27 protein-coding genes, 2 pseudogenes and 1 other annotated feature are annotated in these 26,607 nt (G+C 35.2%); of the genes and pseudogenes, 13 read left to right on the top strand and 16 right to left on the bottom strand.

Annotated elements, in window-relative coordinates:
• Window positions 1-77 precede the first annotated feature (77 nt).
• The 10 genes from argS to ACXVYO_RS15465 all read right to left on the bottom strand — a co-directional run bounded on the left by argS (window position 78) and on the right by ACXVYO_RS15465 (window position 9,331).
• Window positions 78-1,766, bottom strand: coding sequence for an arginine--tRNA ligase (argS, locus tag ACXVYO_RS15420; RefSeq protein WP_458467693.1), 1,689 nt, complete (start codon window positions 1,764-1,766; stop codon window positions 78-80).
• Window positions 1,767-1,811: 45 nt separating this feature from the next.
• Window positions 1,812-2,026 (bottom strand) — a binding site (T-box leader).
• Window positions 2,027-2,066: 40 nt separating this feature from the next.
• Window positions 2,067-2,843 carry a class I SAM-dependent methyltransferase gene (locus tag ACXVYO_RS15425; RefSeq protein ID WP_458467694.1) on the bottom strand — a complete coding sequence of 259 codons (777 nt, stop codon included), beginning with the start codon at window positions 2,841-2,843 and terminating at the stop codon, window positions 2,067-2,069.
• Between the two features lie 49 nt (window positions 2,844-2,892).
• The gene (locus tag ACXVYO_RS15430) at window positions 2,893-3,327 is read right to left on the bottom strand and encodes a BrxA/BrxB family bacilliredoxin (RefSeq protein WP_000063705.1); all 435 of its coding nucleotides are present in this window, start codon (window positions 3,325-3,327) and stop codon (window positions 2,893-2,895) included.
• Between the two features lie 83 nt (window positions 3,328-3,410).
• Window positions 3,411-3,794 (bottom strand): thiol-disulfide oxidoreductase DCC family protein, encoded by a 384-nt coding sequence (locus tag ACXVYO_RS15435; RefSeq protein WP_458467695.1) that lies wholly within the window; start codon window positions 3,792-3,794, stop codon window positions 3,411-3,413.
• 3 nt (window positions 3,795-3,797) lie between these two features.
• Window positions 3,798-4,925: a conserved virulence factor C family protein gene (locus ACXVYO_RS15440; protein ID WP_097864367.1), complete on the bottom strand. Its 1,128-nt coding sequence runs from the start codon at window positions 4,923-4,925 to the stop codon at window positions 3,798-3,800.
• Between the two features lie 155 nt (window positions 4,926-5,080).
• Complete coding sequence (locus ACXVYO_RS15445) at window positions 5,081-5,419, bottom strand: single-stranded DNA-binding protein (protein ID WP_458467696.1); 339 nt, start codon at window positions 5,417-5,419, stop codon at window positions 5,081-5,083.
• Between the two features lie 158 nt (window positions 5,420-5,577).
• Window positions 5,578-5,832, bottom strand: a complete 255-nt coding sequence (locus tag ACXVYO_RS15450) for a DUF4318 domain-containing protein (RefSeq protein WP_458467697.1) — start codon at window positions 5,830-5,832, stop codon at window positions 5,578-5,580.
• A gap of 152 nt (window positions 5,833-5,984) precedes the next feature.
• Complete coding sequence (locus tag ACXVYO_RS15455; RefSeq protein ID WP_001260655.1) at window positions 5,985-6,716, bottom strand: Bax inhibitor-1/YccA family protein; 732 nt, start codon at window positions 6,714-6,716, stop codon at window positions 5,985-5,987.
• Window positions 6,717-6,791: 75 nt separating this feature from the next.
• Entirely contained in the window at window positions 6,792-8,687 is a 1,896-nt protein-coding gene (locus tag ACXVYO_RS15460) for an ABC-F family ATP-binding cassette domain-containing protein (RefSeq protein ID WP_458467698.1), read from the bottom strand.
• Window positions 8,684-9,331 (bottom strand): HD domain-containing protein, encoded by a 648-nt coding sequence (locus tag ACXVYO_RS15465; RefSeq protein ID WP_458467699.1) that lies wholly within the window; start codon window positions 9,329-9,331, stop codon window positions 8,684-8,686. Before ACXVYO_RS15465 ends, ACXVYO_RS15460 begins: the two co-directional genes overlap by 4 nt.
• Before the next feature lie 109 nt (window positions 9,332-9,440).
• Between ACXVYO_RS15465 and ACXVYO_RS15470 the strand changes: the two genes are divergently transcribed.
• The 5 genes and pseudogenes from ACXVYO_RS15470 (at window position 9,441) to ACXVYO_RS15490 (ending at window position 13,573) form a co-directional block, all read left to right on the top strand.
• A complete protein-coding gene (locus ACXVYO_RS15470) occupies window positions 9,441-10,175 on the top strand; it encodes a hypothetical protein (protein WP_458467700.1) in 735 nt (244 codons plus the stop codon).
• A 682-nt stretch (window positions 10,176-10,857) separates the two neighbouring features.
• A complete protein-coding gene (locus ACXVYO_RS15475; RefSeq protein WP_458467701.1) occupies window positions 10,858-12,105 on the top strand; it encodes a WXG100 family type VII secretion target in 1,248 nt (415 codons plus the stop codon).
• A gap of 37 nt (window positions 12,106-12,142) precedes the next feature.
• Entirely contained in the window at window positions 12,143-12,493 is a 351-nt protein-coding gene (locus ACXVYO_RS15480; protein WP_000873112.1) for a hypothetical protein, read from the top strand.
• Window positions 12,494-12,649: 156 nt separating this feature from the next.
• Window positions 12,650-13,273: pseudogene (locus ACXVYO_RS15485) on the top strand (pre-toxin TG domain-containing protein); the annotation flags it as partial.
• Between the two features lie 15 nt (window positions 13,274-13,288).
• Entirely contained in the window at window positions 13,289-13,573 is a 285-nt protein-coding gene (locus ACXVYO_RS15490) for a hypothetical protein (protein WP_242255463.1), read from the top strand.
• 74 nt (window positions 13,574-13,647) lie between these two features.
• Here the strand turns inward: ACXVYO_RS15490 and ACXVYO_RS15495 are convergent.
• Window positions 13,648-13,971: pseudogene (locus ACXVYO_RS15495) on the bottom strand (N-acetylmuramoyl-L-alanine amidase); the annotation flags it as partial.
• Between the two features lie 182 nt (window positions 13,972-14,153).
• Window positions 14,154-14,426, bottom strand: coding sequence for a stage V sporulation protein SpoVS (gene spoVS, locus ACXVYO_RS15500; RefSeq protein ID WP_061678591.1), 273 nt, complete (start codon window positions 14,424-14,426; stop codon window positions 14,154-14,156).
• Window positions 14,427-14,908: 482 nt separating this feature from the next.
• On the opposite strand from spoVS, the gene ACXVYO_RS15505 reads away from it, so the two are divergent.
• Complete coding sequence (locus ACXVYO_RS15505; protein ID WP_458467702.1) at window positions 14,909-15,466, top strand: preprotein translocase; 558 nt, start codon at window positions 14,909-14,911, stop codon at window positions 15,464-15,466.
• A gap of 166 nt (window positions 15,467-15,632) precedes the next feature.
• Here the strand turns inward: ACXVYO_RS15505 and ACXVYO_RS15510 are convergent, their stop codons facing one another.
• The 3 genes from ACXVYO_RS15510 to exsG all read right to left on the bottom strand — a co-directional run bounded on the left by ACXVYO_RS15510 (window position 15,633) and on the right by exsG (window position 18,044).
• Window positions 15,633-17,216 carry an esterase/lipase family protein gene (locus ACXVYO_RS15510; RefSeq protein WP_458467803.1) on the bottom strand — a complete coding sequence of 528 codons (1,584 nt, stop codon included), beginning with the start codon at window positions 17,214-17,216 and terminating at the stop codon, window positions 15,633-15,635.
• A 248-nt stretch (window positions 17,217-17,464) separates the two neighbouring features.
• Complete coding sequence (locus ACXVYO_RS15515) at window positions 17,465-17,674, bottom strand: hypothetical protein (protein ID WP_046959276.1); 210 nt, start codon at window positions 17,672-17,674, stop codon at window positions 17,465-17,467.
• A gap of 217 nt (window positions 17,675-17,891) precedes the next feature.
• On the bottom strand, window positions 17,892-18,044 hold the full coding sequence (gene exsG / locus ACXVYO_RS15520; protein ID WP_000395678.1) for an exosporium protein ExsG: 153 nt from the start codon (window positions 18,042-18,044) through the stop codon (window positions 17,892-17,894).
• A 207-nt stretch (window positions 18,045-18,251) separates the two neighbouring features.
• Here exsG and ACXVYO_RS15525 point away from each other — a divergent pair, with 207 nt between their 5' ends.
• Window positions 18,252-19,142, top strand: coding sequence for an excalibur calcium-binding domain-containing protein (locus tag ACXVYO_RS15525; protein ID WP_458467703.1), 891 nt, complete (start codon window positions 18,252-18,254; stop codon window positions 19,140-19,142).
• A 123-nt stretch (window positions 19,143-19,265) separates the two neighbouring features.
• Here ACXVYO_RS15525 and ACXVYO_RS15530 read toward each other — a convergent pair whose 3' ends face one another.
• Window positions 19,266-19,835, bottom strand: coding sequence for a group-specific protein (locus ACXVYO_RS15530; protein WP_458467704.1), 570 nt, complete (start codon window positions 19,833-19,835; stop codon window positions 19,266-19,268).
• A 274-nt stretch (window positions 19,836-20,109) separates the two neighbouring features.
• Between ACXVYO_RS15530 and ric the strand changes: the two genes are divergently transcribed.
• From ric to ACXVYO_RS15560, 6 genes are all read left to right on the top strand, one after another.
• Window positions 20,110-20,817: an iron-sulfur cluster repair di-iron protein gene (gene ric / locus ACXVYO_RS15535; protein WP_458467705.1), complete on the top strand. Its 708-nt coding sequence runs from the start codon at window positions 20,110-20,112 to the stop codon at window positions 20,815-20,817.
• Between the two features lie 207 nt (window positions 20,818-21,024).
• The gene (gene nirB, locus ACXVYO_RS15540; protein WP_458467706.1) at window positions 21,025-23,430 is read left to right on the top strand and encodes an NADPH-nitrite reductase large subunit; all 2,406 of its coding nucleotides are present in this window, start codon (window positions 21,025-21,027) and stop codon (window positions 23,428-23,430) included.
• Window positions 23,431-23,445: 15 nt separating this feature from the next.
• On the top strand, window positions 23,446-23,760 hold the full coding sequence (gene nirD, locus ACXVYO_RS15545) for a nitrite reductase small subunit NirD (RefSeq protein WP_201033706.1): 315 nt from the start codon (window positions 23,446-23,448) through the stop codon (window positions 23,758-23,760).
• 210 nt (window positions 23,761-23,970) lie between these two features.
• Window positions 23,971-25,395 carry a uroporphyrin-III C-methyltransferase gene (locus ACXVYO_RS15550; RefSeq protein ID WP_458467707.1) on the top strand — a complete coding sequence of 475 codons (1,425 nt, stop codon included), beginning with the start codon at window positions 23,971-23,973 and terminating at the stop codon, window positions 25,393-25,395.
• Window positions 25,392-26,102, top strand: a complete 711-nt coding sequence (locus ACXVYO_RS15555; protein WP_458467708.1) for a sirohydrochlorin chelatase — start codon at window positions 25,392-25,394, stop codon at window positions 26,100-26,102. The genes ACXVYO_RS15550 and ACXVYO_RS15555 overlap by 4 nt, the downstream gene beginning before the upstream one ends.
• Window positions 26,095-26,568 carry a precorrin-2 dehydrogenase gene (locus ACXVYO_RS15560; RefSeq protein WP_458467709.1) on the top strand — a complete coding sequence of 158 codons (474 nt, stop codon included), beginning with the start codon at window positions 26,095-26,097 and terminating at the stop codon, window positions 26,566-26,568. Before ACXVYO_RS15555 ends, ACXVYO_RS15560 begins: the two co-directional genes overlap by 8 nt.
• The last annotated feature ends 39 nt before the right edge of the window (window positions 26,569-26,607 follow it).

Raw genomic sequence — 26,607 nt, forward strand, 5'->3', positions numbered from 1 at the left:
ATTAAACTTCTGCTTTCACATTTTCTATAAAAATAAATAGGCATACATATCTACTATGATACGTATACCTATTTGTTTTACATCTCCTCAGGAGCATCCACCCCAAGTAAACGTAATCCCTCTTTTAATACAACTGTCACAGCATACACTAATGCAAGTCTGCTGTCTTTCTCTTCGCTCTCTTCTAATATACGAACATTACCGTAGTATTTATTAAACGATTGTGCTACATCTAATACGTATTTTGAAATGATTGATGGCTCATTTTTGTTGAAGGCTGCCTCAATTACTTGTGGGAACTTATTCAGTAATTTTACAACGCTCCAGCTATGATCATCTTTTAATGCAAACGTACACGTTTCAAATTCTACACTTTCTTTTCTTAAAATAGAGCAAGCACGTGCATGTGTGTATTGTACGTACGGCCCTGTTTCACCTTCAAATTTCAGCATATTTTCTAATGAGAATTCAATATTATGCATACGCTCGTTTTTTAAATCGTGGAAGATAACTGCACCAACGCCGACTTGCTTTGCTACTTCTTCTTTTTGTTTTAAGTTTGGATTTTTCTCTTTAATATTTTGTTTTGCAAGAGCTATTGCTTCCTCAAGTACTTCTTCAAGTAAAATAACTCTTCCTTTACGTGTCGACATTTTCTTACCGTCTTTTAAAATGAACCCAAACGGTACATGTTCCATGCCCTCAACCCAATTGTAACCAAGCTTTTTTAATACAGTGAAAAATTGATTGAAGTGTAAACTTTGTTCTGGGCCAACTACATATAATGCCTTATCAAATGCATATGTGTTTTGACGATATAACGCTGCCGTTAAGTCACGTGTTGCGTAAATCGTCGCACCATCTGATTTTCTTATTAAGCAAGGCGGCATTCCCTCTTCTTCTAAATTAACGACTAACGCGCCTTCTGACTCTTCAAGCAAATCATGCTCCTCTAAAATACCAATAAAATCTTCCATTAAGTTATTATAAAAAGCTTCTCCTTGAAAATTAGTAAATTCAACACCGAGAAGTTCATAAATACGAGAAAATTCTTTTAATGATTCATGACGGAACCAATTCCAAAGCTCAACAGCTTCTTCATCACCTTCTTCTAATTTCTTAAACCAAGCGCGTCCATCTTCTTCTAGTTCTTCGTCGTCTTTTACCTCTTCATGGAATTGAACGTATAACTTAAATAGTTCACGTATTGGATCCTCTTTAACTACTGCTTCGTTTCCCCATTTTTTATAAGCAGTAATTAACTTTCCAAACTGTGTGCCCCAGTCTCCAATATAATTAATTCCTACAACTTCATAGCCGCATTTTTCAGCGATATGTTTCAGAGAATTTCCAATCATTGTAGAACGTAAATGCCCCATCGAAAAAGGTTTCGCGATATTAGGAGAGGAATAATCGATAACTACCGTTTTTTCACAACCAAAGTGATTTTGACCGTACTCTTCTTTCTCTGCTAAAACCGTTTTTAATACATCATCACTTACAGTTTCACGATTAAAAAAGACATTTACATAAGAGCCAACAGCCTCTATTTTCGTAAAAAATGGATCACTTAATTTCTCCGCAACTTCCTTTGCGATAATAGCTGGTGATTTTTTATATTGCTTCGCAAGTGAAAAACATGGAAATGCCGCATCTCCGAATTCATCTTGTTTCGGCGTTTCAATTAAATCTAAAATTTTTTTTTGCGTTAATTCATTCGTGAAAATATTAGATAAACTTTCCGCAAACTGCGCTTTATAATCCATACTACAACCTCCTTATTTTTTAAAACACAAAAAACTCGTCTCTAAAAAAGAGACGAGTTTAAACCCGTGGTACCACCCTTGTTGTTCATTACGAACCACTTTCCCGTTTATAACGAGGACAGGGGGCCTCGGCTTACTCTACTATTCGTTCAAGAAGCATCTCCGAAGTGCGCTTCGTCTTTTTCTTCCGCACTAGGCTCACACCATCCCTAGCTCGCTTTCCTTCTAAAAAAGACTACTCTCTTCATCACCGACAGTATATTTAATTAATTATTGCTTATTATACATCTTTTCAAACAATTAGCAAGGGTCAATTACACCAAAGTGAAACTTAGCACTTTTTCTTTTGTATACGTGAAAATTATGTTTTTCAAATCTAGAACTACGGAAATGATCTTTCAGAACGACACGTTTTCTCGCTACACGCTTCGCTTCTGCAATTGTTTCGTCAGTAATATCATGATACAAAGCGAAGTGTTTTAATCCTTTTATTCCATCTGATTCTATAACAGTTTCTTCGAACATTGGATCAAGGTAAACGACATCATAACTACTATCTTCACATTGTTTTAAAAATGCGTAATGCTCCGTTTGCTTCACATTGATTCGTTGCATTGCCTCATCAATTTCAGAAACAGATGAAGACCATGTTTTCAAACCATTTTTCATAATATAAGCCATATACTCATTGCCTTCAATTCCCGTTACTTTTCCGCTTTCACCAACAATATAACTAGCTACAATACTATCTGATGCCATGCCAAGCGTACAATCTAACACTGTCATTCCGCTCTCTAATTGCGTGGCTTGTACAAACGGATCCTGTTCTCCGCGCATTAACCTTTTCACACGAAACATCGCTGAGTTTGGATGAAAGAAAAACGACTCTTCCGTTCCTCTCGGATAAATAGCTAATCGGTTTTTCCCTACAACAAGTACATCTTGTTTATACTGCTCATGCAGTTTATGTACTGGTATGTCATTACGTTTAACGAAAGAACGATTTAATTCTGCTGCTACCTTGCTTGCATAATCTGTCATTTCTTTGTTCGTTCTTCCTGCTGTTGTTACGATCATTTTTTCACCTCTATATAAAGAAAAGAGGGAGATTTACTCTCCCCCTTCTTTAGCAATTCTTTTCGAAAGCTTGTTCTAAGTTCGTAATAATTTCGTCCATAGTTGCACCTTCAATTTCATGACGGTGAATGAAGTGAACAACTTCTTTTCCTTTTAATAATGCCATAGATGGTGAAGATGGAGGAATTTCTCCGAAGTATTCACGCATTTTTGCAGTAGCATCTTTATCTTGGCCTGCGAATACAGTTACAAGATGATCAGGTTGTTTTTCAGCACGAACAACTGCTTGACCTGCTGATGGACGTGCTAAACCAGCTGCACAACCACAAACTGAGTTTACAACTACTAAAGTTGTACCTGCCGTATTTTCCATAAATTCAGTTACAGCTTCTTCTGTAGTTAACTCTTCAAACCCAGAACGCACTAATTCTTGACGCATTGGGATTACCATTTGGCGCATGTATTCTTCATAAGCATTTGACATCTTGTAATCTCTCCTTCAACTTTCATTCCAAATTCATCATATCACGCTCTATTAATAGGTGCAAAAGAAAGATAACGATGATTTCATTTTTTTGTAGGGATTTCACAAACCCCACCGCGGCAATGTCCAACTGGGACAAGTTTTCTATTATTAGCGATATAATCGTATACTTTACTTCCAAATCCGAGTACGATAGATAGTTTTATAAAAGGAACGGCAAACCAATAAGATGGAACGGCCTTTGCTAATACATGTATGCTATGAATTCCGTCATACCACTTATTATCTTTTAAAATATACAATCTTTGTTCCATCTTACTTTGTAGTTCCTGAGAAAGTTCATACTTTTCAACTACATCTTCATCTCGAAATGAAACAAATTTCATCTTACCCTTTTTATCTAATTTTTTCGTACGTTCTGCAACCGCCGTACACATCGGGCACCAACTATCATAGAAAACAATCATACATTATTCCCCTTTACGAGACTCCGTCATTTGTTTCCATACAGAACCTTTTGCTTCTTCTCCGCCTTCAATACGCTCTAATGCTAGACGTGCTTGCATCGCTACTTCAAACTCTGGATCATCTTGCGCTGCTTTTAATGCCGGAATCGCACTTTCATCTCCAAGTTCAAATAAGAACATCGCTGCACGCCAGCGTACTAATTTACTTGAATCTTTCAGAGATTTAATCATAACGAACATCGCTGCTGGATCACCTACGTCTGATAAGCAATCGCCCGCTGTACGGCGAACACTTACTGAACGATCTAATAGCGCTTTATATAATAACGGCAATACTCCATCACCTTTTACCATACCTAAATACGCTGTTGCTAAACGGCGAATCGAAACTTTTTCATCATCTAACGCCATCTTCAACACTGGCATATCTTCTTCAGTAGGATCCATTTGTTCTAATGCTGCAAAACGGTTTTTCCAGTCAGCATCTTTCATCATCTCTTCTGTTACTTTATATGGCTCACGCTTTTGAATCGTTACTTCCACAGCACCTGCTTGGTTTAATAATTCTTTAACTGTTTCATTTACACGTTCTTCTGAATAAGCAGCAACAATCTCTTCTACTACTTCTTTCCCTATTTCTTCAAAATTACCGTAACGTGTACTTTGTTCCACCCATTTACGTTCTTTTACGACGTTTGGTGCAGACATTTGCACTTTCATAATTGATTCTTTAAAACGATCAGGTAAGCCAACACGCTCTTCTGTTGTTCCATCTGTTAACTTTACTTGCATTGGAATTGTAAAGAACATTTGAACAAACACTTTCACTTCCCCAAAATGAGCAAGTTGTTGTTCTTCACTTTCTTCTACTACCTCTTCACCGAAAACAGCACGAACTTGTTGTAATAAAACTTTCCAGTCATACTTCGCATTTCGCTCCACTGCTAAAAAATCGGCTACATGATATACACCTTTAATGCCTTCAATTTTCAAAATTTCTTGCACTTGCATTGGTGCTTGTTCTTTATTTTCATTTGTATAATTATTACGCGCTCCTGATGGTAATACTTCATTCAAAATAACTTTCATTGTATTTGGACTTGGCGTCGGTTCAATTGCTTTAATCTTCACGTAAAAAACTCTCCTTTATTGCGTGTTCTTACGTGTATTGTAACATGTTCCACATCTCTAAACCTACTCGGATGCTTTATTTTGCTGATTTCTTTCCATCATCATACTTTCTCTTTCCACCTAATTCTCCCAAACCCATTGTTTAAAGTCCCATCTTATTGTGATGCGCCCTCCCGCCTTCTCTCCAAAAATGTAATGCTCTCAATCATAACTTCCGTTATATATATTCTCTTTTCTTGATCATCTTCGTAATTCCTTGTATGAATACGTCCAGTAATTCCAACAAGAGACCCTTTCGTACAATATTCAGTTACATTCTCAGCCGATTTTCTCCAAACGACACAATTAATAAAGTCCACTTGTTGCTCACCTAAACTATTTCGAAAACCTCTATTCACCGCAACACATACTCGTGCATAAGCAACACTTTGCTTTGTGTAGTATAATTCTGGCTCCTTTGTCAATCTACCGATTAATACAACTCGATTCATCATAAGTTATACCACCTCACATATTTTTCTTTATTGTAAAGAAAAATGTATGAAGGGTAAAAAGCGTAAAATAATATATTTTAAAGTGAAAAATATTCTTTTATATGTTATAAAAGAAAAAAAGAAACCTTACATATTTTAAACATGTAAAGTTTCAAAATTTATACTTCACTGCAGGATATGTAATATCCACCGCTAGCCATCTTTATCTCAACGTTGTACATTACATTTTCTAAGTAAAAAGTAATCGGTTTAATTTTACTCTTAAGTTTTAGTCTTTCATTGCATTCGGCCGCATATCCTTCTATTGCTGAAGTAATAACTTCTGATGATGGATATGTTAAAGCATCTTCTAGTTCTATAAAAAAACTTTTAGAAAATAGTTTTTTCATAATTCCTTTCTTCTCTTTCATCATATTCCATCCCCCTTCAATTCGAGTTATCTACAACCATATTATACCATTACTGAAATTAACCTGCATTAACAGGCAGTATAAGCCTCACTGATTAAAATTTCACTCTATCTTTGAAAATAAAAAATCCTGCATTTTTCATGCAGGATTTTTTATTAGTCATTTTTCGTAAAGTAAGAAACGAAACGAAGAATTTCTAAGTATAACCAAACTAATGTAAGCATTAGTCCCATTGCAGTGTACCACTCCATATATTTCGGAGCTTGACTACGTACACCATTTTCGATTAAATCGAAATCTAGTAATAAGTTTAATGCAGCAACTACGATAACAACTGCACTAATAATAATACCGATTGTACCACCTTGGTGAATGTACGGAACCGTTACACCAAACATGTTTAATAGAAATACGACTAAGTACATAACCATAATTCCAAGTGTCGCAGCCATCACGCCTGTACGGAATTTATCCGTTACTTTTACTACGCGCGTTGCATATAACACTAACATTGCAAATAGAATTGAGATTGTTAGTAATACAGCGTTTAAAACGATAGAATCGCCAAACTTCATTGTATACACAGCTGAAATACTACCTAATACAACCCCTTCTACCGCCGCATAGATTGGTGCACCAAAAGGTGAAATACGCGGGAAGAACATAGACGCAAATGCGATGATTGCTGCAACGATTAAAGCACCAATTAATACTGGCATCTTCATCGTCCCCTGCATCATCTGTATGTATGAATAGACAGACGTTGCAAGTAGCAAGATAAGCATAATAAACGTTTTGCCTACTGTTCCGCCAATCGTCATCGCAGAAGCGCTTGCTCCCTCTTTACGGAATGCCTCTTTTTTCAACATTGGATTAGATGTTCTCATTTTTTCCCTCCTAAAATAGGTTCTACCAATAGTGTAAAGTTTTTCTCTTTACTTTTCAATATATGCAGCTTGTTTTTATTTTAATCCTTCAACGATGTCTGATAGTTCACTCCATCTTTCCATCGTTTTTTCTAACTCTTCTTCTGTTTTCTGCTGTGCTTCAGATAATTCTTGTGCCTTTGTGAAATCAGATCCAACTTTCGCAAGTTCTTCTCCAATTGACTCAATTTTCTCTTCTAGTTCGGCAATTGTATCTTCGATTGTTTCCCATTCACGCTGCTCATTGTATGAAAGTTTACGTTTACGTTGTTGTTTCGGCGCTTCTTCTACCACTTTTTTCTCTTTTTGAACTTCCGCCTTCTCAATCAGTTCTTTCGTCTTTTCCATTTCTAAAAAGTCCGTATAACTACCTAGGAATTCACGCACTTCGCCTCCGCCACTAAAGATGAATAATTCATCTACTACTTTATCTAAGAAGTAACGGTCATGCGATACAGTTAAAACGACACCTGGGAAATCTTCTAAATAATCTTCCAGCACTGTTAAGGTTTGTGTATCTAGGTCATTCGTAGGTTCATCAAGTAATAGTACGTTTGGTTCTCCCATTAAAATACGTAATAAAAATAAACGTCTTCTTTCACCACCAGATAGTTTACCAAGTGGTGTACCATGTGAATGCGTCGGGAATAAGAAACGTTCTAACATTTGAGATGCACCAATTACTTTTCCATCTGTCGTATGAATAACTTCTGCAATCTCTTTAATGTATTCAATCATACGCTGATTTAAATTCATCTCTTCATTTTCTTGCGTATAATAAGCAACTTTTACAGTTTGCCCTACTTCAACTTCACCACTATCAGGAGCTAACTTCCCTGCAAGCATATTTAATAGAGAAGATTTTCCGCTTCCATTCGCTCCGATAATCCCGATGCGATCGCCCGGCTTCACTATATGATTAAAGTTGTATAATACCGTTTTATCACCGAACTTTTTCGTTACATCTTTTAACTCAAGTACTTTTTTGCCAAGGCGACTCCCGCTAAGCGCAATATCAACTGACTGTTTTGCAGCTGGTCCTTCTTGACCTTTTAACTCATCAAATCGTTGAATACGTGCTTTTTGCTTTGTCGAACGAGCTTTTGCACCACGTCGAATCCATGCTAGTTCGCGGCGGTATAAATTTTGACGTTTTGATTCTTGCGCAATTTCTTGTTCTTCACGAAGTGCTTTCGCTTCTAAAAATGTACTATAGTTTCCTTCGTAACTATATAGTTTACCATTGTCTAATTCAAAAATACGATTCGTCACACGATCTAAGAAATAACGATCATGGGTTACAAGTAATACGGCACCATTATATCTTGCTAAATATTCTTCCAACCATTCAACTGTCTCATGGTCAAGATGGTTCGTAGGCTCATCCAAAATTAATAAATCAGGTGTTTCAATAAAACATTGCGCCATTGCAATACGTTTTTTCTGTCCACCAGATAGGTTTCCAACAGTTGCTGTGAAATCAATAATTCCTAATTTCGTTAATAACGATTTTGCATTCGCATTTGCTTCCCATGCACTCATCGCATCCATACGTTGCTGCACTGCAAATAATTGTTCCTGTACTTTTTCATTACTTGGATCTTTTTCGATATTTAATAACGATTGTTCATAATCACGAAGAAGACGAATTAAAGGTGTATCACCATGGAACACTTGCTCTAATACTGTTAGTTTTTCATCAAACTCTGGTTGCTGTGATAAATAACTAATTGTATAACCACGTGAATGCGTCATATCACCTGTATCAGGAGTTTCTAAACCTGCAATAATTTTTAATAATGTCGATTTACCAGTACCATTTACACCAATAATTCCGACACGTTGTCCTTCTGTAATACTACATGATAATCCATCAAATAACGGTTTTTCCCCGTATGATTTCGATAAGTTTTCCACAGTTAACATTTTCATATTTGTGCATTCCACTCTTTCATAAATTGTTCAATAAACTGTTCCATATAACGATGACGAACTTCAGCCTCTTGTTTTGCTGCGTTCGTGTTCATTAAGTCTTTTAGTTTCAAAAGTTTTTCATAAAAATGATTTAAAGATGGATCGTTATTTTTTCTATATTCATCTTTCGTCATCACTTCACGCGGAGGAATAGTTGGATCATACATTAATCTCCCTTTCGCTCCACCATACGCAAATGTGCGAGCTATTCCAATCGCTCCAAGTGCGTCTAAGCGATCCGCATCTTGAACAAGCGCCCCTTCAAGTGACTCCACTTTACCGCCATGACCACCTTTATAAGACATATTGGCAATGATATGAAGAACATGTTTACTTTCCTCTTCTTCCACAAGTAATTCTTCTAACCAATCAGAAACTTTTTTCATTCCTGCTTCTTCACTTTCATTTAACTTCTCATCTGCCACATCGTGAAGTAATGCTGCCATTTCAATTATAAAACGATTTCCTCCTTCTTGCTCGGATAAAGAAATCGCCAGTTTATGTACGCGTTCAATATGATACCAATCATGCCCACTCGCATCTTTTTCTAAAATATGTTTTACAAAAGTAATTGTTTTTTGAATCTTTTCTTGTTTTGTCATTTTATCTTCACCCAGTTACTTATTGTAACACGCCCGCATTTTTTCATCACATATTTTCTTGTCCGCCCATACACTGAGTGGTAAGCATCATCATGAAGGAGGAATAAATATGTTCTATAATAATCAACCGCCTTATCCACAACAACCATTTTACCCTCAGCAACAGGACCAAAGATACACAGAGCAATATGAAGAACAAGAGCAACAATATGATCAAAATCCATACGAAACACCGCAAAATCAAGAGCAACAATATGATCAAAACGCATACGACGCACGTCCAAATTATGATTACCCTCAAAACCCATATGCAGCACCGCAAAATCAAGAGCAACAATATCAACAAAATCCATATGCAACACCACAAAATCAAGAACAACAATATCAACAAAATCCATACGCAACTCAGCCGCAACACCAGCCGCAAATGTATCAACCAAACTATGGCGCGCGTGTTTCACCACCGGCACCACAAACAATTGATCCGACACAACCACAAATTTTATCACCGGGACCAACACTTGATATTACACAACCGCAAATCTTACCACCAGGACCAACATTTGATATCACACAGCCTCAAATCTTACCGCCTGGACCAATTACAGAACCAACACAACAACAAATTCAACAAGTTGTCGGTACACAGTTTTTACCTTTAAAGAAACCTGTACTAGATTTCGTAAAACCTTGGGTAGATTACGGTTTAAATGAAGCAAAACATACCTCTCACAAACATGCTTTAACAGAAGTTGCTGCGATTATGTTTTTAGTTGGGAAAGGATTCAACCCGACGATTGCACATTATATTGTGGAATCTTGGGAGAAGAATGAGCAGTTTTAAGGTTGTTTATTTTTATTAAATAAAACTATAAAAGCGTCACAAGTGCCTGTTATACAAGCATTTGCGACGCTTTTCATTTGTTATATTATATTCTAATTCAAAGGGGGATTTCGTATTTTTTCACATGTTTTTATATTATTTGTGAGCAAATAATAACCTTTTAATTAAACTGTATTAGCTTGAATTCTAATTTAAAACAATTCTTTTAACATAAATTTCTACGATAAATCTTGAATTATAATCATTTTGATAAATAGCCATTACCGTTCCCATTGTTGAATTTGCGTGCGGAATATATCCTCTGAATTCATAAAGTTTTAAAGAGTACCAAAAACGTTGATTTATCAAAGTTTTATAAAAGTGATGTTTCATAGTGATTCATCACTTTTTTTATTTTGTGGGTGAATTGTGGGTAGGTTCGTGGGTACCCCCACAAAATAAAACAAACCTAAATAACTTAGGCCTATTTTATTTTTTTATCTGTTTTTTCCTATATTAAAAGCATTAGCTAAAAGTAAATTTAAAATATCGTAGCAACAAAATCGACTCAGTAGAGTGCGCTTTGAATTTATTCATATGATTAAAATTCCCCTCTTAAGTGCCCCTTAATATAATGTGAATTTTCTATATTTACATTTTTTCTTCTTGCCTCATAATTTTAATCGGGAGAGTGAGGAAGAAAATGGTTCAAATAAAAATTACACCTGAAGAACTAGAACAAATTGCAAAACGGGCTAATGATACTAAGCATGCATTAGAATCCATACATAATAATTTATGCAATCAAATTGATTACATGTGTTTTCAATGGACAGGTGCATCGAATCAAAATTTCGTTCAAATGTTTAACAATGCAAGACCATCTGCATTCACAGCTATTAATGCACTTGTGCATGTTGAAGAAGAATTAAAGAGAATTGCTGAAAAATTCCGCTTTACGGATAATCAAGATATAACTACTCAAAAAAAAACTACATCTAGTAAAGCATCTGAAAAATCTTTCCTAGGAAAAGTTTGGGATGGTATAGTAGATGGTGCGGGAGATGCTGTTGGAGATACAATCGACGGTATAAAGGCATTAGGTGACTGGGAAACTTGGAAAGGCATGGGCTACACTGTCACCCATTTAGATGAAGCTTTGCCAGCTATGTGGGATGCGTTATCCGACTCTTTTAATAAAGATGTGATAAATGGGGATGCAGAAACACGTGCAAGATGGGGATCGTATGCATTAACACAAATTGGATTAGGTCTTCTTGGAGATAAAGGGGTCAGTAAAGCTACAAAACTAGCGCAAGGTGCCAAATTTTCTCAAGGTATATCAAAAGCTGGTCAATTATTTAATAAAGGTGACAACTTTGCTTTTGCGGGTAGTAATGGTATCAAATCTGTATTTGACAATACTACTTTTAGACAAGCCGAAGAAAAACTATCAACTTATCAGTTTGCTAAAGGTGAAGGGAGTCCTGGAAAGAGTAATTCTTTTGAAGAAAATCATACGCCACCACTTTCTAATCAGGAAGCCATTTCTAGTCTACAAGGAACAGAAAACTTCAAACCAAATGGACTTAAACATATCCTAGAAGGTGAAATAAATAGAAGTGGTAAGGCAGTTGGTTATCATTCTGAAGCATTAGAAAATACACCTGGGAAAATTATTAGAGGAACAGAAGAAATAGTAAATGATCAGGGCATCTATAAAGCTAAAATAGAAGTAAATGGAACTCCTAAGACTGCAAATGGAGGGTTCTCCACATTTTTCCCTAAAGAATGGAACTCACAAAAGATTGTAGATAATGTCAATGAAGCATACAATACTAAAAGGCATATAATCGGTAATACATACAAAGGAGTAGGTTCAGATGGTATAGAGATAACCATGTATATAGATAGCAATGGGAAAATTATCTCTGCTTTTCCAAAAGAATAAACTCTATTTTCAATAAATTTAAGGGAGTATATTAGAAATGAAATATGAATATAGTTTTGAAGTGCTTGATAATGACGTATTAATCATGAGATTACCAAAGGAAATTGAACTTGTCGGAACCTTTGTATATGTTGAAGTTTCCGCTTTTGGAGATTGGATTTTAGAAGAAATACATAGTGTTTTAAACGGAGAAAAGGATTACGGGGAAGTAAACGGCAATATTTGTGGTTTAGAAATTCGAAAAGATACAACTACCGTTTTAGACAATTTGGCCGAAGATGATAAAGGTGCATTTTGCGAGATAGAAACGATTGAATTAGTAAATTTAATTCATATTTGGCTCGACAAACAAAAAGAATTTAAAAAAGAAAAAAATAAAGAATTGTAATAATTTAATTGGCTGACTTCTACATGAAGTCGCCTTTATTTATTTTCCCATACTCTTCCCACTATCTATTTCCCCTTTGAAATTATTACTTAAGATTGATATTTTACGTTTTATATCCATTTTCCTTAGAGAATTATCAGCGAAATGAATACGTATATCCGACACGCTTGGAACGGTATTGATCCATCAACTGGAGAAAAACTTTCCACTTGGGAAAGAATTTTCGCTGGAGGAATGGCTGTAGCTGGTCTTACACCAGTTGGAAAAATTGCCAAAGTTGGAAAAGGGGTAAAAATGACTGCAAATGCAGTTGAAGCTGCTAATACTGTTAAAAAAGCTGAAAAGCTAAGAAATGCTACACAATACTCCACTCGTATTGAAGATAAAGTAATAGCGGTTGAAAAACAAAACCTACCTGGAACTCTTGGTGCAACATTTAAAGATGGTAATTATAGAACAGTAAAAACAACAGAAGATATCAATTTTTACCGAGCATATGGTGGACAAGCTAAACCAAACGGAACATTTGTTACTACAGTTCCTGCGCCGAACAAAATTCAAACAAAAATAGATTTAGCGTTATTACCTGAATGGAAAAACACTCGACAATATGAAGCGGTAATACAAGCCCCGGAAGGTACAATATTACAAATAGGACGAGCTGAAAAACAAACAACTAGGTCTGGAACAATATTTAAAGGTGATGAAGACCAAGTATTATTACCATTCGGATATCCATCAGAATGGATCAAAGAAGTTAGAGAAATTCCAGGTAAATAGGAGGAAAATATATATATGTCTAAAAATGCAAATGTACTATTAAGTCAAATCGAGATAGTAATTGAAATTACAAAAAATAAACAAAAAGAAAAAGAAGATCCATTCTATGAAGATTTACTAAAACGATTAAATCTTTTAGCTAATTATCTGCAAAATAACAATTATACTAATGACGGATTAGAATCTCGTCGAATTAAAGGCGCGGTGAGAGCCTATACTGATACCGGTCTCGTAAAAAGTTTTGACGACCCTCTACTTATTGAATTAGATAAATTAGAGACTATGCTAAATGAAAATTAACAATTCCTTTCAAAGTATATTAATTGTAAATAAATAACATTAGACCACCTATTACAGGCGGTCTATTCTTTTTTCTATTTCACATACACATAGGCTTCATTAGCTGTTACATAGTATGTTTTACCATTGCTGTTGTGTACTTTATATTGTGACGATCCATTGACACTTACTTTTGTATCAATAGTAAATCCTAATCCCACATCTACAGAACCCACAACATCTTTATCCTGCCAAGATGGAGCATTATAGAATCGTAGATTGTTAACTTTTGAAACAACACGCTTCCCTACAATAGAAGAATCCACCGTGCTTTTCTTACTAAAATTCACATAAGATGGATCATTTTTAATCCATTGCTCACCGCCAAGGTTTAGCCATCCATCCTTTTCAGCCCATACAACGATATTACAAGGTTTATAGGTCTATATCGTTGAATCTTGGGAGAAGAATGAGCAGTTTTAAGGTTATCCATTTCATTTTAAATAAAACAAAAAAAGTGTCACAAATGCCTAGGTTATAAGCATTTGTGACACTTTTTGTTTGTTATATCAAATATCATTTCAATACTGTATTACTGCAGTTACCTTTTCTTTCTAGGACCAATAATTAATTTAATCGCCGTTCTTTCTTGATCATTAATAGTAACCTCTTGAAACGCTGGAACAAAGGCTAAGTCAATACCACTTGGAGCAACAAACCCTCTTGCGATCGCAATTGCTTTAATTGCCTGATTTAAAGAACCCGCCCCAATCGCCTGAATTTCTACATTTCCACTTGTTCTTAGTACACCTGCAATTGCACCTGCCACTGAATTTGGTTTTGATTTTGAAGATACCTTTAATATATTTTCCATGTAAGTTGCTCCCTCTATTATTTAATCGCTCTTCTGTTACCGTTTAAAATATTTCACCGTATCTTTTACTACTATTCACACCAAAAGCAAACAATGCTACATATGTACATTCATTCGATACTTTTCGTCTTCTTCCTGCCCCACTACGTAAATAAAGGAAAACAACCGTAAACTCTAATATACAAACGTTTCAAATTGCAGGCATTCGCTTAAACGATCACATCATTGCAACTGAGACTACTGGTTTTATTTTTACATGTGAAAGTAAAATGTATGTTCCCGCTTGACTTCAATCTTTCAAGATATTCCACTGATTTTTTCACCAAATCATTAACCTTTTCTTCTCCAAAATGGTTACAACTTCTATTCTATTACTATATTTCATCGTATTAGCACTTTATACTCCAAATCTATCACCTTTTATATAAGACAGGCATAAAATACTATGAGTATACACTTCATTCATAATAGGAGGTAATATATTGGGTTCGTACTATCATTCTTCAAACTCCAATAAAAAATGTTCATGTAAATCTTCTTCTAGCTCATATAAAAAATGCTCATGCAATTCCTCTTCTAGTTCCTGTAAAAAAAGCTGTCCGGCATACGGCACTTTTTGGCAAACAGAGTTTATAACTGTTCCTTTTGGAGATCCTTTTCCGTTTAATCACGTTGGCCCTATAGCAGGAGGAGTTTCCTTACTAAATCCTACTACTATACAATTTAGTCAAGCGGGTGATTATAGAGTTTCTTTCATTTCAACGATTAACACTACTGTAAATCCTGTGTTTCCACATATTCCAGTCATGACTATATTTCTAAATGACAATCCACTTGCTAATAGTCAAGGTGACTTTGCTTTTCAAATGAATACTTCATCAAATAACGAATGCCTTCAACTAACAGGCGAAACGCTCGTTACAGTTACCGCTAATTCAACTCTTCAACTGAAAAATAATAGTGGTTTTAATCGTCAAAGTATTGCAACTTGTGATAATGGTATCAATGCAGTTGAATTAACAGTTATAAAACTAAGTTAATAATCTTCTCCACATTTAGATGCTATTTCAGCATCTTTTTTTATTGGATAGTGTTCTTTTGATTCCCATTATGCTTTTTCTGTTAATTTAATAAACATGAAAAAACACCGAACTCTTCTATTACAAAAGTTCGGTACTTTTTATATTAAAAATCCCTCATTCTTTCTTACTTCTCCACATAAACCGACTTAACAATTGTACGATTGTATGGTTGTCCTTCTTTATTCATCCCTTTTATATCCATCGTAACGTTGTATACTCCTGGTTGCTTTATGTCCTTTAAAGCACCAGTAAATGCAGTATTATTAACATTTTGTAATTCATTATATTCAGAGACTAGTTTTCCTTCTTTATTAACTACTCTTACTGTTATGGAAAGATCCCCTTTCATTTCAGGTGCCACAGGTGATTTTTTCAGTTTATACTCAGATTTATTCACTTTAACTTTTGTAGGCATTTGAAGAACAAATGGCGCACCGCTATCGTAATCGCTTACAACTAAATATGCATCTTTCGACTGCTTCGCCATCATTTTAACTTTCCATTCTCCTACATCCATTTTATCAAATTTAAATGTTCTAATTGTCGCACCACCAAAGAAAGATTCACCTTCACCAGTAGTTATAACGCTATCTTTATTTGTATACATTTTTCCTTTTGGTGATATCATTTGTACTTCTACATCAGAAGAAGCAGTTAATATAGAAACGATTCCTTCTGCCTTTTTATCAACTGTAACGGTTTGCTCTATCCACTGATTTTGTGGCAATTCTCCGCCTAAAATATTTTGATTTGAAGTTGTATTTAATTGTTCTATATTTTCATTTGAACTAGTGCTGGAGGCTACTAAAGCTGGTACGGCTACATTTGCTGTACGTAAATGTGGTTCAATTCGCGCGAAAACAGCTGATCCTTTTCGTATATTATCATGATCAAATCTGGAATCTGTAAATAAATGCGTTCCATACGGTAACTTAGCACTCCACTCATTTACTAATCCATCATTTGAACCGTATGATGACAAATAGAACCCGCCCATAGATAAAGCAGAAAATACTGGTCCCCAGCTAGTCCCGGTAGCCGTATAGTAACGGTTTAATTTAGCTGCTGGATTATTATCAATCGTTGAACGAAATTTTGCCATTTCCCCCATTTGTAATGAATACGTACCATCATCTTTTTGACCTAAAATAGAAGCAAGCCATCCTGCCCACCAACTATAGGATAAATCCGCTAAGTTTGATCCATGATGTGGCGTCGCAAGCGTAATAACATTTCCGACAAATCGATTTGCACCATATCCTACTAACGCAGCCTGTGTATCGATACCGCCTTTACTATGTGCTACAATATTAACTTTTTTACCGAAATGATTATATATTTCTTCTAATTTTTGTGCTAACAATTTTCCGTTGTCCCATTGACTAGCTGATCCTTTTCCAGCAGCATCATATAATTGTATAAATACTGTTTGATAGCCTGCTTTCAAAGCATAATCATACATATCATTTATATCGTGATACACTGTCTTTCCATACCAACTATCAGCATTCCCATTCCTTCCTTGTACAAAAAGAATTGGAGGTTTATTCTCATCATAATTTGCAGGTTTTTGACCTAAAAACCATTCTCCAGGTGTAGCTACTTCTTTATCTGGAAATCCTGTTTTAATTTCTTTTACTTCCTCCGCCTCTACCTTCGTACTAACAGCCATCGGAGTCATAATAAAAAATGCGAGAAGTAATAACATACACCTTTTCAAAATCCTCATTAACATTCCCCCTTTTTTGAAAGGAAGTACTATTTTTACTCTAGTTATTTCTTACTTATTTTTTAGGTAAAAAAATAGTAACTGTCCTTTCTTATGAAACGTTATTCTCTCAACATGTATTCATTCCTTTTCCTATTAAGCTCATTAAAAATTTCTCAACATATTTCTAACTAAAAAAGCTGCGTATAAAAGGTCTATATCATAACCTTTTATACGCAGCTTCTTTCTTATAAATCAATGATATACTCATCATCATATTTATCGTATTGGAGCCCTGATCCTATTTTTGATTCCGTAACTTGATCTCTTAAAAACGGTGCAGCTTCCATTTTGCTAGTTGCAATTTCAATTCCATATTTTTTCGTTAAATGGGCTAATTCTATTAAAAACCACTCTCTTCGCAATGTAACTGGAATATCAAATGTTCTTCTTTTCATATATAATAGCACCTCTTTAATTTTCATAACTAAATAAATATCAATACATGCACGTGTGAAAACTACCTTTCATCAATAACATCCAATGAAACATTATAGTATATGCATGTCCATTTTAAACGTGCTATTATAAAACAATATTTTAGTTTACATAATCATATTATGTAAGAGTAAAAGAGAAAGGTATATCCCTTCCCTTCTACTCTAGAAATTTAAATTAAGAACATCTTGGTACACCTAAAGCTAAGAATAAACCTGCTACTCCCGCAGTAATCGGTACTTTTAACGTAATAACATCGTCTACTTTCGTTACTAAAAAGAAAGCATTACCTTCTTGTAATATACAAGTTACCAATAATTGAAATTCCATTTAAACCCCTCCTCTCAATCGATATATTATACTTTATGAATTTACTTCAAAAATGTAATAGGAAATACATCTATTTTTCCTTATATATAAAATAAATGTTTATAAGTCTATTAAAAATACTAATTTTCTAAATTTATATAAATCGTGTAATATCCAATAAGTTCCTATATAATCAATAGTGAAAATCTTACATATGGAGGTATAAAAATGGCGATTTTGAGTAATATTGGTGCAGCTTTATTTTTTATTGCTTTTATTCTTTTAATACTATGTATCATTTCATTCTTTAAGAAAAATAGAAAAGCAAAACAATATGGTCGTCCTACTGTTATTCTTTTTATGATTTCAATTCTCTTAATAGGAATGGGCACTACAAAATCTAAACACCCAGTCATCGATTTTTTTGCTACTTTAAGTTTAATTTTATTTATCTTTTTCCTTGTTCTAGCAATCTTATCCGTAATTAAAAAGACAGGTGTAGCAAAAAAACAATTTATTATCACTGCTATTTTATTTGTCATTTTTGTTGCATTATCAAGTATTTCAGCTCCTTCTTCTAAAAAGACGACAGCAACAAATAAACAAGTCGCTTCTAATAATATAGAGAAAAAAGATGATAAAAAGAAAGAAGCGGACGAAAAAACTCAAAAGCAAGAAGATGAGAAGCGTCAAGCCGAAGAACAAGCTCGTAAGCAAGAGGATGAAAAACGCCAAGCCGAAGAGCAAGCTCGTAAACAACAAGAAGAACAAAAACGTCTAGCTGATGAACAAGCTCGTAAACAACAAGAGGAGCAAAAACGTCTAGCTGATGAACAGGCTCGTAAACAACAAGAAGAGCAAAAACGTCTAGCTGATGAACAAGCTCGTAAACAACAAGAAGAGCAAAAACGTCAGGCTGATGAACAGGCTCGTAAACAACAAGAGGAACAGAAAAAAGCACAGCAAGCTCAAACACAACCAGCTGCAAGTAACAATAGTAATGTAACTTACGCAAACTGTGCCGCAGTTAAAAGTGCCGGGAAAGCACCTTTATATAGAGATCAACCAGGATATAGTCGGAAACTAGATAGAGATGGCGATGGAGTTGCATGTGAATAATAATAGTAAAAAGAAGCTTCTAGTAAGCTTCTTTTTACTATTACGTATAGTTAGTACTCTTCCATTCTTGTAAGCCATATATCAATTCAAATTGGCATCTTATTTTTTTAAATGCTTGTAATATTAATCATTAACTGGAGCGATACTCCAATTAATGATTTCAATATTTTTCACCTCCACTTTTCCTTTGACAAAAACATGTGGAATTAGGTGAAACATCCCGAATCTTCTACCCTTTTCATATTCCTCTCTGTAATATTCTTTTGTGCAGATATTTAATTGCTTTAATTCTCTATATTCATTAAAGTTGATGAGTTCTATTTCACATTCTTTTAATTCTCTATTTGGTCCACCCCAATTATGCTTGGAGTACTTGTATATTGCCATACACTGACCATTCAGTGCGCTAATAGGAATTTTATAAAACTGTTTATTTGTATGAATGTTTACTCCTATTTCCAACAATACTTTATGAATCTCATAAGGGTGCAGTGGTAAAAAATGCACGACATCATTCCATAAACAATCTAATTTTGGTATTTTACGTGTTAATAAGTGTTCTCTTTGAGTATGATCTTTATATTTTTGTATATACTCACCATATAAATTTGGATATACCCTTTTCAATTCATTTAATGGGATTAAATATTCTCCTTTTAGTTCTTCTGGTACCATATGATAAACAAATTCCATAAAAACCTCCTATAAAATATATAATTCCTATCTAAAAATGAACTCAAATTGATAAAATATAAATTTGTAAACCATCTATATCATAACAATTCCCTTTCAATAATTTCCTAACTTAAAAATTCTTCGCTATCGGTTCTATAATGTCCTCCGGTAAATGTCACTCCTATTATCCTCAAAACTGACACATTATAAGTGATTTCAATCACCACATTGATTTTCATTTATCGCTATTCTTAATTTAGATACTACATTAAAACTTTATGGAGGCATTCATATGGAACATACATTTACTGAAACTTCAATTGTTGGTGAGATTGTTACACAGTTCCCGAAAGCTAGTGATCTTTTTAAATCGTATAGAATAGATTTTTGTTGTGGTGGTAATAAGCCACTTATTGATGCAATTCATGAAAGAAATTTATCAGCTTCTGAAGTAATTACAGAGTTAAATACGCTTTATCATCATACGAAACGATTAAATGAATCTGAAATTGATTGGAAAAATGCTTCTTATCGTGAATTGATTGATTATGTAATTCATAAGCATCATCGTTATTTAAATGAAGAGTTACCGCAGTTAAGTCCATATGTGACGAAAGTATTACGCGTTCATGGAGCAAATCAGCCTCATTTAGCTCAAATTCATAGGCTGTTTCATGAACTTAAAATGGAATTAGAACAGCATTTAATTAAAGAAGAAACAGAAGATTTCCCATTAATTTTAGAGTTTGAACAAAATCCAACTGATGAAAACTATGCAAAGTTACGTAAAGTAGTAGATGAACTAGAAAATGAACACAATCATGCCGGAAATATTATAAAAGAGATTCGTAAAGTGACAAATGACTTTACTCCTCCAGAAGGAGCTTGCGGCACTTATCGACTTGTGTATCAACGTCTTGAAGCTCTAGAGTCTGATTTATTTGAGCATATTCATTTAGAAAATAATATTTTATTTCCACGTGCCATTACAAAAGCATAAATTAAGTGCAGGACATGAGTGTAAATACTTATGTCCTGCTTTTTCATTTTACGAAAAATATCCACGCCCCCTCACACAAATCCGAATTTTAACAATTTGTGAATCATTATATAAGTGTGATAAATATCACATCTCCCTCTTTTTTGATTTTCTATAATAGAAATATAATCCTTTGTTCAACATTTCACATAAAAAGGGGAAACGAAAATGAAAAAACGTTTAGTGATGATCGGAAATGGTATGGCGGGCATACGCTGTATGGAAGAAATATTAAAACATGATAGTGATTCATATGAGATTACTATTTTTGGAGATGAACCGCATCCAAACTACAACCGCATTATGCTCTCTCATGTTTTACAAGGCAAAACAAATATGCAAGATATCATTATGAATGAATACAGTTGGTATGAAGAAAACGAAATAACTTTGTATACGAATGAAAGAGTTCAAAGTATTAACAGAGAAGAAAAAATTATTATTACAGAAAAGAATCGTATTGTTACATATGAAAAACTTATTATAGCAACAGGTTCTAGTGCTTTTATTTTACCTGTTGAAGGTTCCACTCTTCCTGGTGTAACAGGATTTCGGACTATTGAAGATACACAATTTATGATCGATACCGCTAAAGAAAAGAAAAAGGCCGTTGTCATTGGTGGTGGGTTACTTGGTTTAGAAGCAGCAAGAGGTCTTATTGACTTAGGAATGGACGTGCATGTTGTTCATTTAATGCCTAGCTTAATGGAGCAACAACTAGATACGAAAGCAGCCGCTCTATTGCGTGAAGATTTAGAGGCACAAGGCATGAAGTTTCTCATGGAAAAGAAAACTGTAAAGATACTTGGGATAGACCATGTTGAGGGCATTCAATTTGAAGATGGTGAAGTTGTAGACTGTGATTTAATCGTAATGGCTGTCGGAATACGCCCGAATACGCAAATAGCAAAAGATGCTGGTTTACTTGTCAATCGCGGAATTGTAGTCAATGACTATATGCAAACAAATGATGAATCCATATATGCAGTTGGCGAATGCGCAGAACATGATGGTATCGCATATGGACTTGTTGCCCCTCTTTATGAACAAGGCTCAATATTAGCGAAACATATAACAAATTTACAATCGAATGGATATACGGGCAGTATCGTCGGTACGCAATTAAAAGTTGCTGGTTGTGATTTATTCTCTGCTGGTCAAATTTATGAAGATGATCAGACGAAAGCAATTTCAATCTTTGATGAATGTAAACGTTCCTATAAAAAAGTATTAATTCGTGATAATAAAGTCGTCGGTATCGTTTTATATGGTGACACAGCTGATGGTACACGCCTCTTTAGCATGTTAAAAAAAGAAGAAGACATACAAGAATATACAGCCGCTTCCCTTCTTCACAAAGCTGGTGAAGAAAGTGAACTCGATGTTGCTACAATGAGTGCGGATGACACGATTTGTGGATGTAATGGTGTTACGAAAGGTACAATCGTTCATGCCATTTTAGAGCAAGAGCTAACTACTTTTGAAGAAGTAAAAGGATGCACGAAAGCCGCAGGATCTTGTGGTAAATGTCGTCCGCTTGTGGAACAAGTTTTATCTCATACACTTGGAGATGCTTTTGATGCTTCTGCGCAGTCTACTGGTATGTGCGGATGTACAACTTTATCACGTGATGAAGTCGTAGCAGCCATTCACGAGAAAGGTTTAAAATCTCCAAAAGAAGTACGAAATGTTCTTGGTTTTGCACATGAAGACGGCTGTTCAAAATGTCGCCCTGCTTTGAACTATTATTTACGTATGGCGATTCCAGAAGAATATGCAGACGATAAATCATCTCGTTTCGTTAATGAAAGAATGAACGGTAACATCCAGCACGATGGTACATTCTCTGTTATTCCACGTATGTACGGTGGCGTTACAACAGCAGATGATTTAATGAAAATTGCTGAAGTTGCGAAAAAATATGACGTCCCTCTTGTGAAAATTACAGGTGCGAGTCGAATCGGCTTATATGGTGTTAAAAAACAAGATTTACCTAACGTATGGGCTGACTTACATATGACTTCGGGATATGCGTATTCAAAATCTCTTCGTAATGTAAAATCATGTGTTGGTTCTCGCTTCTGCCGTTTCGGTACGAAAGATTCATTAGGACTTGGTATGCTACTTGAACAATCATTAGAAATGGTAGATACACCACATAAAATGAAGATGGGTGTAACGGGCTGTCCTCGTAACTGTGCGGAAGTACTAACGAAAGATTTTGGCGTTGTTTGTGTCGAAAATGGATACCAACTTTATATTGGCGGAAATGGTGGTACAGAAGTACGCGAAGCTGATTTTGTAATGATTGTCCCAACTGAAGATGATGTCCTTCGCATCGCTACAGCTTACATGCAATATTATCGTGAAACTGGTATTTATGGAGAGCGTACTGCCTACTGGACAGAACGTTTAGGCTTCGATCACATAAAAGAAATACTACAAGATGCAAGTATGGTGACTACGCTAAATGAACGCTTCCAAACAGCTCGTAGCACATATACGGAAGCGTGGGGACAAGCACTAGAAACGAAGTCATTAAAAGCGATGTATGAAGTAGAAACTGTGAAATAAGGAGCTGTGATCTATATGATACAAACGAAAGAAAAAATAAAAGTTATGCGTGCGGAAGACCTTCCTATTCAAATTGGTAAAGAAGTACAAATGAAAGGTATGTCTATCGCCCTATTCCGCCTTTCAAATGGAGATATTCGAGCTGTAGAAAATCGTTGTCCTCATAAAAACGGACCGTTAGCAGAAGGAATTGTATCTGGAGAATTCGTCTTTTGTCCACTGCATGATTGGAAAATCTCACTAATAACAGGTGAAGTTCAAAAACCTGATGACGGCTGTATTCAAACGTATGAAGTAGAAGTTATTGATGGTGACATTTATATAAAGTGAAACTTTAATCAGCGGGGTCTGGTTCATCCCCCGCTGATTATTAGTTGAACCAATCAGGCTTTTACGGGCAGTTGATCCCCACATAACTACTTTGCTTTCGCTGAATTTTGAGGTGGGGTCTTACTGCCCGTTAATGCGGGATATACATGTAATTTACGAAAGGAAGCCTCCTCTGGCTTCCTTTTAAATAAAAATTGATGAGGTGTGATTATGAACGGATATGTATATTTAGTTGGTGCAGGACCAGGTGATGAAGGGCTTATTACAAAGAAAGCGATAGATTGTTTAAAGCGTGCAGATATTGTTTTATATGACCGCCTATTGAATCCTAGCTTCCTTAGCTATACAAAACCAACTTGTGAATTTATTTATTGCGGAAAAATGCCAAAGAATCATATTATGCGACAAGAAATGATTAACGCCCACCTCCTTCAATTTGCGAAAGAAGGAAAAACCGTTGTCCGATTAAAGGGCGGAGATCCATCTATTTTTGGCCGTGTTGGTGAAGAAGCAGAAACTTTAGCAGCAGCGAACATTCCATATGAAATTGTACCAGGTATTACATCTAGCATCGCCGCTAGTAGCTATGCAGGTATTCCCCTCACCCACCGTAACTACAGTAATAGCGTCACTTTACTAACTGGGCATGCGAAAGGTCCTTTAACCGATCATGGAAAATATAATTCATCCCACAATAGCGACACAATTGCCTACTACATGGGTATAAAAAACTTACCTACAATTTGTGAAAACTTACTACAAGCAGGAAAGAAAAAAGATACACCAGTAGCCGTCATTGAATGGGGTACAACCGGAAAGCAGCGCGTTGTCACAGGAACACTTTCAACCATTGTTACTATCGTCAAAAACGCGAATATTTCAAATCCATCCATGACAATTGTTGGTGATGTCGTTTCCTTACGGGCTCAAATCGCTTGGAAAGAACGTAAACCATTACATGGTAAAAAAGTTTTATTTGCATCCGCAACAAATAAAACAAGTTCAATGATGCAACAGTTACAAGAATCCGGTGCAGAAATATATCAAATTCCTACTTTCAAAAAGGCAGAATACACATTAACACTTGAACAAATCGATGAAATTTTTAACGTTAATCGCCTTGTTTTTTGTTCATCTGAAAGTGTAGAAATATTGATGAAATCATGTAGTAAACACCAAAAAGATATTCGTTCTTTACAGGCGAGGCTGCAGCATATGAACGTTACCACTCAAGAAAAACTTATGCAATATGGGCTACTAAGTAAACAAGCAGAGTTCTCTTCCGATACTACTGTTTATTTAGGCAGAAATATTAATCGAATTGCCTTTATACAAGAGAAAATTGGTGCTGGCTCCTACATGAAGACTCATGAGTATACTATTGATCATCGTTTTGATGAAGTCCATTCTCGTATGCTTTCTGAATTCTCATGGGATAGCATTGTGTTTGATGGGCGTGCCTCAATTGATACATTTTTATCAGAAATAAACCGACTTGGCTTTAGCGATATTCTTACTCTTCCCTTCTCGTATACCGACATTCCAACTTTACACTATGCAAATAAAGTCGGATTTCATCATATAGATGAGCAATTACAAGACATGATTATGAAGAAAGATTTGGTGGTACGATGAAAGGTATTGTATATGTTGGACACGGGAGTCGCTTGCAAGAAGGTAATGAACAATTCATTCACTTTATTCATTCTGTTATGACAGAACGTAACGAAAAGATTCAAAAAATAGCTTTTCTAGAACTAACAACACCTACTATTTCGGATGCAGTTACAGAAACGATACTAAAGGGCGCAACTGAAATAATGATTGTACCTGTTTTATTATTTGCAGCAGCTCACTATAAACGTGATATTCCTTTTGAAATAAAGCAACTACAAAAGAAATATCCACAAATCACATTTTCAATTGTACCTCCTTTTAGTACGCATCCACATATGGTGGAACTTGTCGTAAAAAGAATACGTGAAGCTATGCCAATGCAAGGTAGTAGTATTTTACTCGTTGGACGAGGTAGCAGTGATCCACAGCCGATACATGAGTTACACCAAATCGGAGCAACTGTCGAACGAAAACTCAGTATGCCAGTAACATGTTCCTTTTTAACGAAAGGAACACCCTCTTTTACTGCTGAGTTGAAGACTATAACATCGACTGCGTCCCATGTATATGTCATGCCGTACCTTCTCTTTACCGGGCTGTTGCTTCAAAAAATTAAGTTGCATACAAAAAAATATGATTATGTTACGACTTGTAACTGTCTTCAGTTTGATACATATATGAAGTTAACGTTGTTAGAACGAATGGAGGAATGTGTGTATGTATGACATGCACCCTCTTATGCTTAATCTAAATAAAAAAGTGGTCGTTATTATTGGTGGAGGTAAAATTGCATATCGAAAAGCGTATGGATTAAAGGATACAGGCGCTTTTGTCACCGTTATCAGCCCAGAAATTTGCGAGGAAATGAAAGAACTTCCTTATGTTACTTGGAAGCAAAAAACTTTTGCTAATGATGATATTAAAGATGCTCACCTTATTTATGCAGCTACAAATCAACATGCTGTAAATATGATGGTCAAACAGGCCGCCCACGATTTCCAGTGGGTTAACGTTGTAAGTGATGGTACAGAATCATCTTTTCACACACCTGGCGTCATCCGACATGATGAATATGTTGTCACTATTTCAACTTCAGGTAAAGATCCATCGTTTACAAAGCGTTTGAAGCAAGAACTAACATCTATATTTCCTAATCTTATAAAAAAGCTTTCTCGTATCCACAAATTATAATCTATTTTTCAGCTAAAATAGTAATTCCCTTTGGACAAA

Source organism: Bacillus sp. BC08, assembly GCF_054326875.1.

Bases quoted from the DNA above. Each gene is read 5' to 3' on its own strand.
- ACXVYO_RS15470 (WP_458467700.1), top strand. From the start codon at position 9,441: ATGTTCTATAATAATCAACCGCCTTATCCACAACAACCATTTTACCCT.
- ACXVYO_RS15560 (WP_458467709.1), top strand. From the start codon at position 26,095: ATGTATGACATGCACCCTCTTATGCTTAATCTAAATAAAAAAGTGGTC.
- ACXVYO_RS15530 (WP_458467704.1), bottom strand. From the start codon at position 19,835: ATGGAATTTGTTTATCATATGGTACCAGAAGAACTAAAAGGAGAATAT.
- ACXVYO_RS15475 (WP_458467701.1), top strand. From the start codon at position 10,858: ATGGTTCAAATAAAAATTACACCTGAAGAACTAGAACAAATTGCAAAA.
- ACXVYO_RS15480 (WP_000873112.1), top strand. From the start codon at position 12,143: ATGAAATATGAATATAGTTTTGAAGTGCTTGATAATGACGTATTAATC.
- ACXVYO_RS15430 (WP_000063705.1), bottom strand. From the start codon at position 3,327: ATGTCAAATGCTTATGAAGAATACATGCGCCAAATGGTAATCCCAATG.
- ACXVYO_RS15515 (WP_046959276.1), bottom strand. From the start codon at position 17,674: ATGAAAAGAAGAACATTTGATATTCCAGTTACATTGCGAAGAGAGTGG.
- ric (WP_458467705.1), top strand. From the start codon at position 20,110: ATGGAACATACATTTACTGAAACTTCAATTGTTGGTGAGATTGTTACA.
- ACXVYO_RS15555 (WP_458467708.1), top strand. From the start codon at position 25,392: ATGAAAGGTATTGTATATGTTGGACACGGGAGTCGCTTGCAAGAAGGT.
- ACXVYO_RS15455 (WP_001260655.1), bottom strand. From the start codon at position 6,716: ATGAGAACATCTAATCCAATGTTGAAAAAAGAGGCATTCCGTAAAGAG.
- ACXVYO_RS15450 (WP_458467697.1), bottom strand. From the start codon at position 5,832: ATGATGAAAGAGAAGAAAGGAATTATGAAAAAACTATTTTCTAAAAGT.
- nirB (WP_458467706.1), top strand. From the start codon at position 21,025: ATGAAAAAACGTTTAGTGATGATCGGAAATGGTATGGCGGGCATACGC.
- ACXVYO_RS15550 (WP_458467707.1), top strand. From the start codon at position 23,971: ATGAACGGATATGTATATTTAGTTGGTGCAGGACCAGGTGATGAAGGG.
- ACXVYO_RS15460 (WP_458467698.1), bottom strand. From the start codon at position 8,687: ATGAAAATGTTAACTGTGGAAAACTTATCGAAATCATACGGGGAAAAA.
- spoVS (WP_061678591.1), bottom strand. From the start codon at position 14,426: ATGGAAAATATATTAAAGGTATCTTCAAAATCAAAACCAAATTCAGTG.
- ACXVYO_RS15525 (WP_458467703.1), top strand. From the start codon at position 18,252: ATGGCGATTTTGAGTAATATTGGTGCAGCTTTATTTTTTATTGCTTTT.
- ACXVYO_RS15490 (WP_242255463.1), top strand. From the start codon at position 13,289: ATGTCTAAAAATGCAAATGTACTATTAAGTCAAATCGAGATAGTAATT.
- ACXVYO_RS15465 (WP_458467699.1), bottom strand. From the start codon at position 9,331: ATGACAAAACAAGAAAAGATTCAAAAAACAATTACTTTTGTAAAACAT.
- ACXVYO_RS15445 (WP_458467696.1), bottom strand. From the start codon at position 5,419: ATGATGAATCGAGTTGTATTAATCGGTAGATTGACAAAGGAGCCAGAA.
- nirD (WP_201033706.1), top strand. From the start codon at position 23,446: ATGATACAAACGAAAGAAAAAATAAAAGTTATGCGTGCGGAAGACCTT.
- argS (WP_458467693.1), bottom strand. From the start codon at position 1,766: ATGGATTATAAAGCGCAGTTTGCGGAAAGTTTATCTAATATTTTCACG.
- ACXVYO_RS15425 (WP_458467694.1), bottom strand. From the start codon at position 2,843: ATGATCGTAACAACAGCAGGAAGAACGAACAAAGAAATGACAGATTAT.
- exsG (WP_000395678.1), bottom strand. From the start codon at position 18,044: ATGGAATTTCAATTATTGGTAACTTGTATATTACAAGAAGGTAATGCT.
- ACXVYO_RS15510 (WP_458467803.1), bottom strand. From the start codon at position 17,216: ATGTTATTACTTCTCGCATTTTTTATTATGACTCCGATGGCTGTTAGT.
- ACXVYO_RS15435 (WP_458467695.1), bottom strand. From the start codon at position 3,794: ATGATTGTTTTCTATGATAGTTGGTGCCCGATGTGTACGGCGGTTGCA.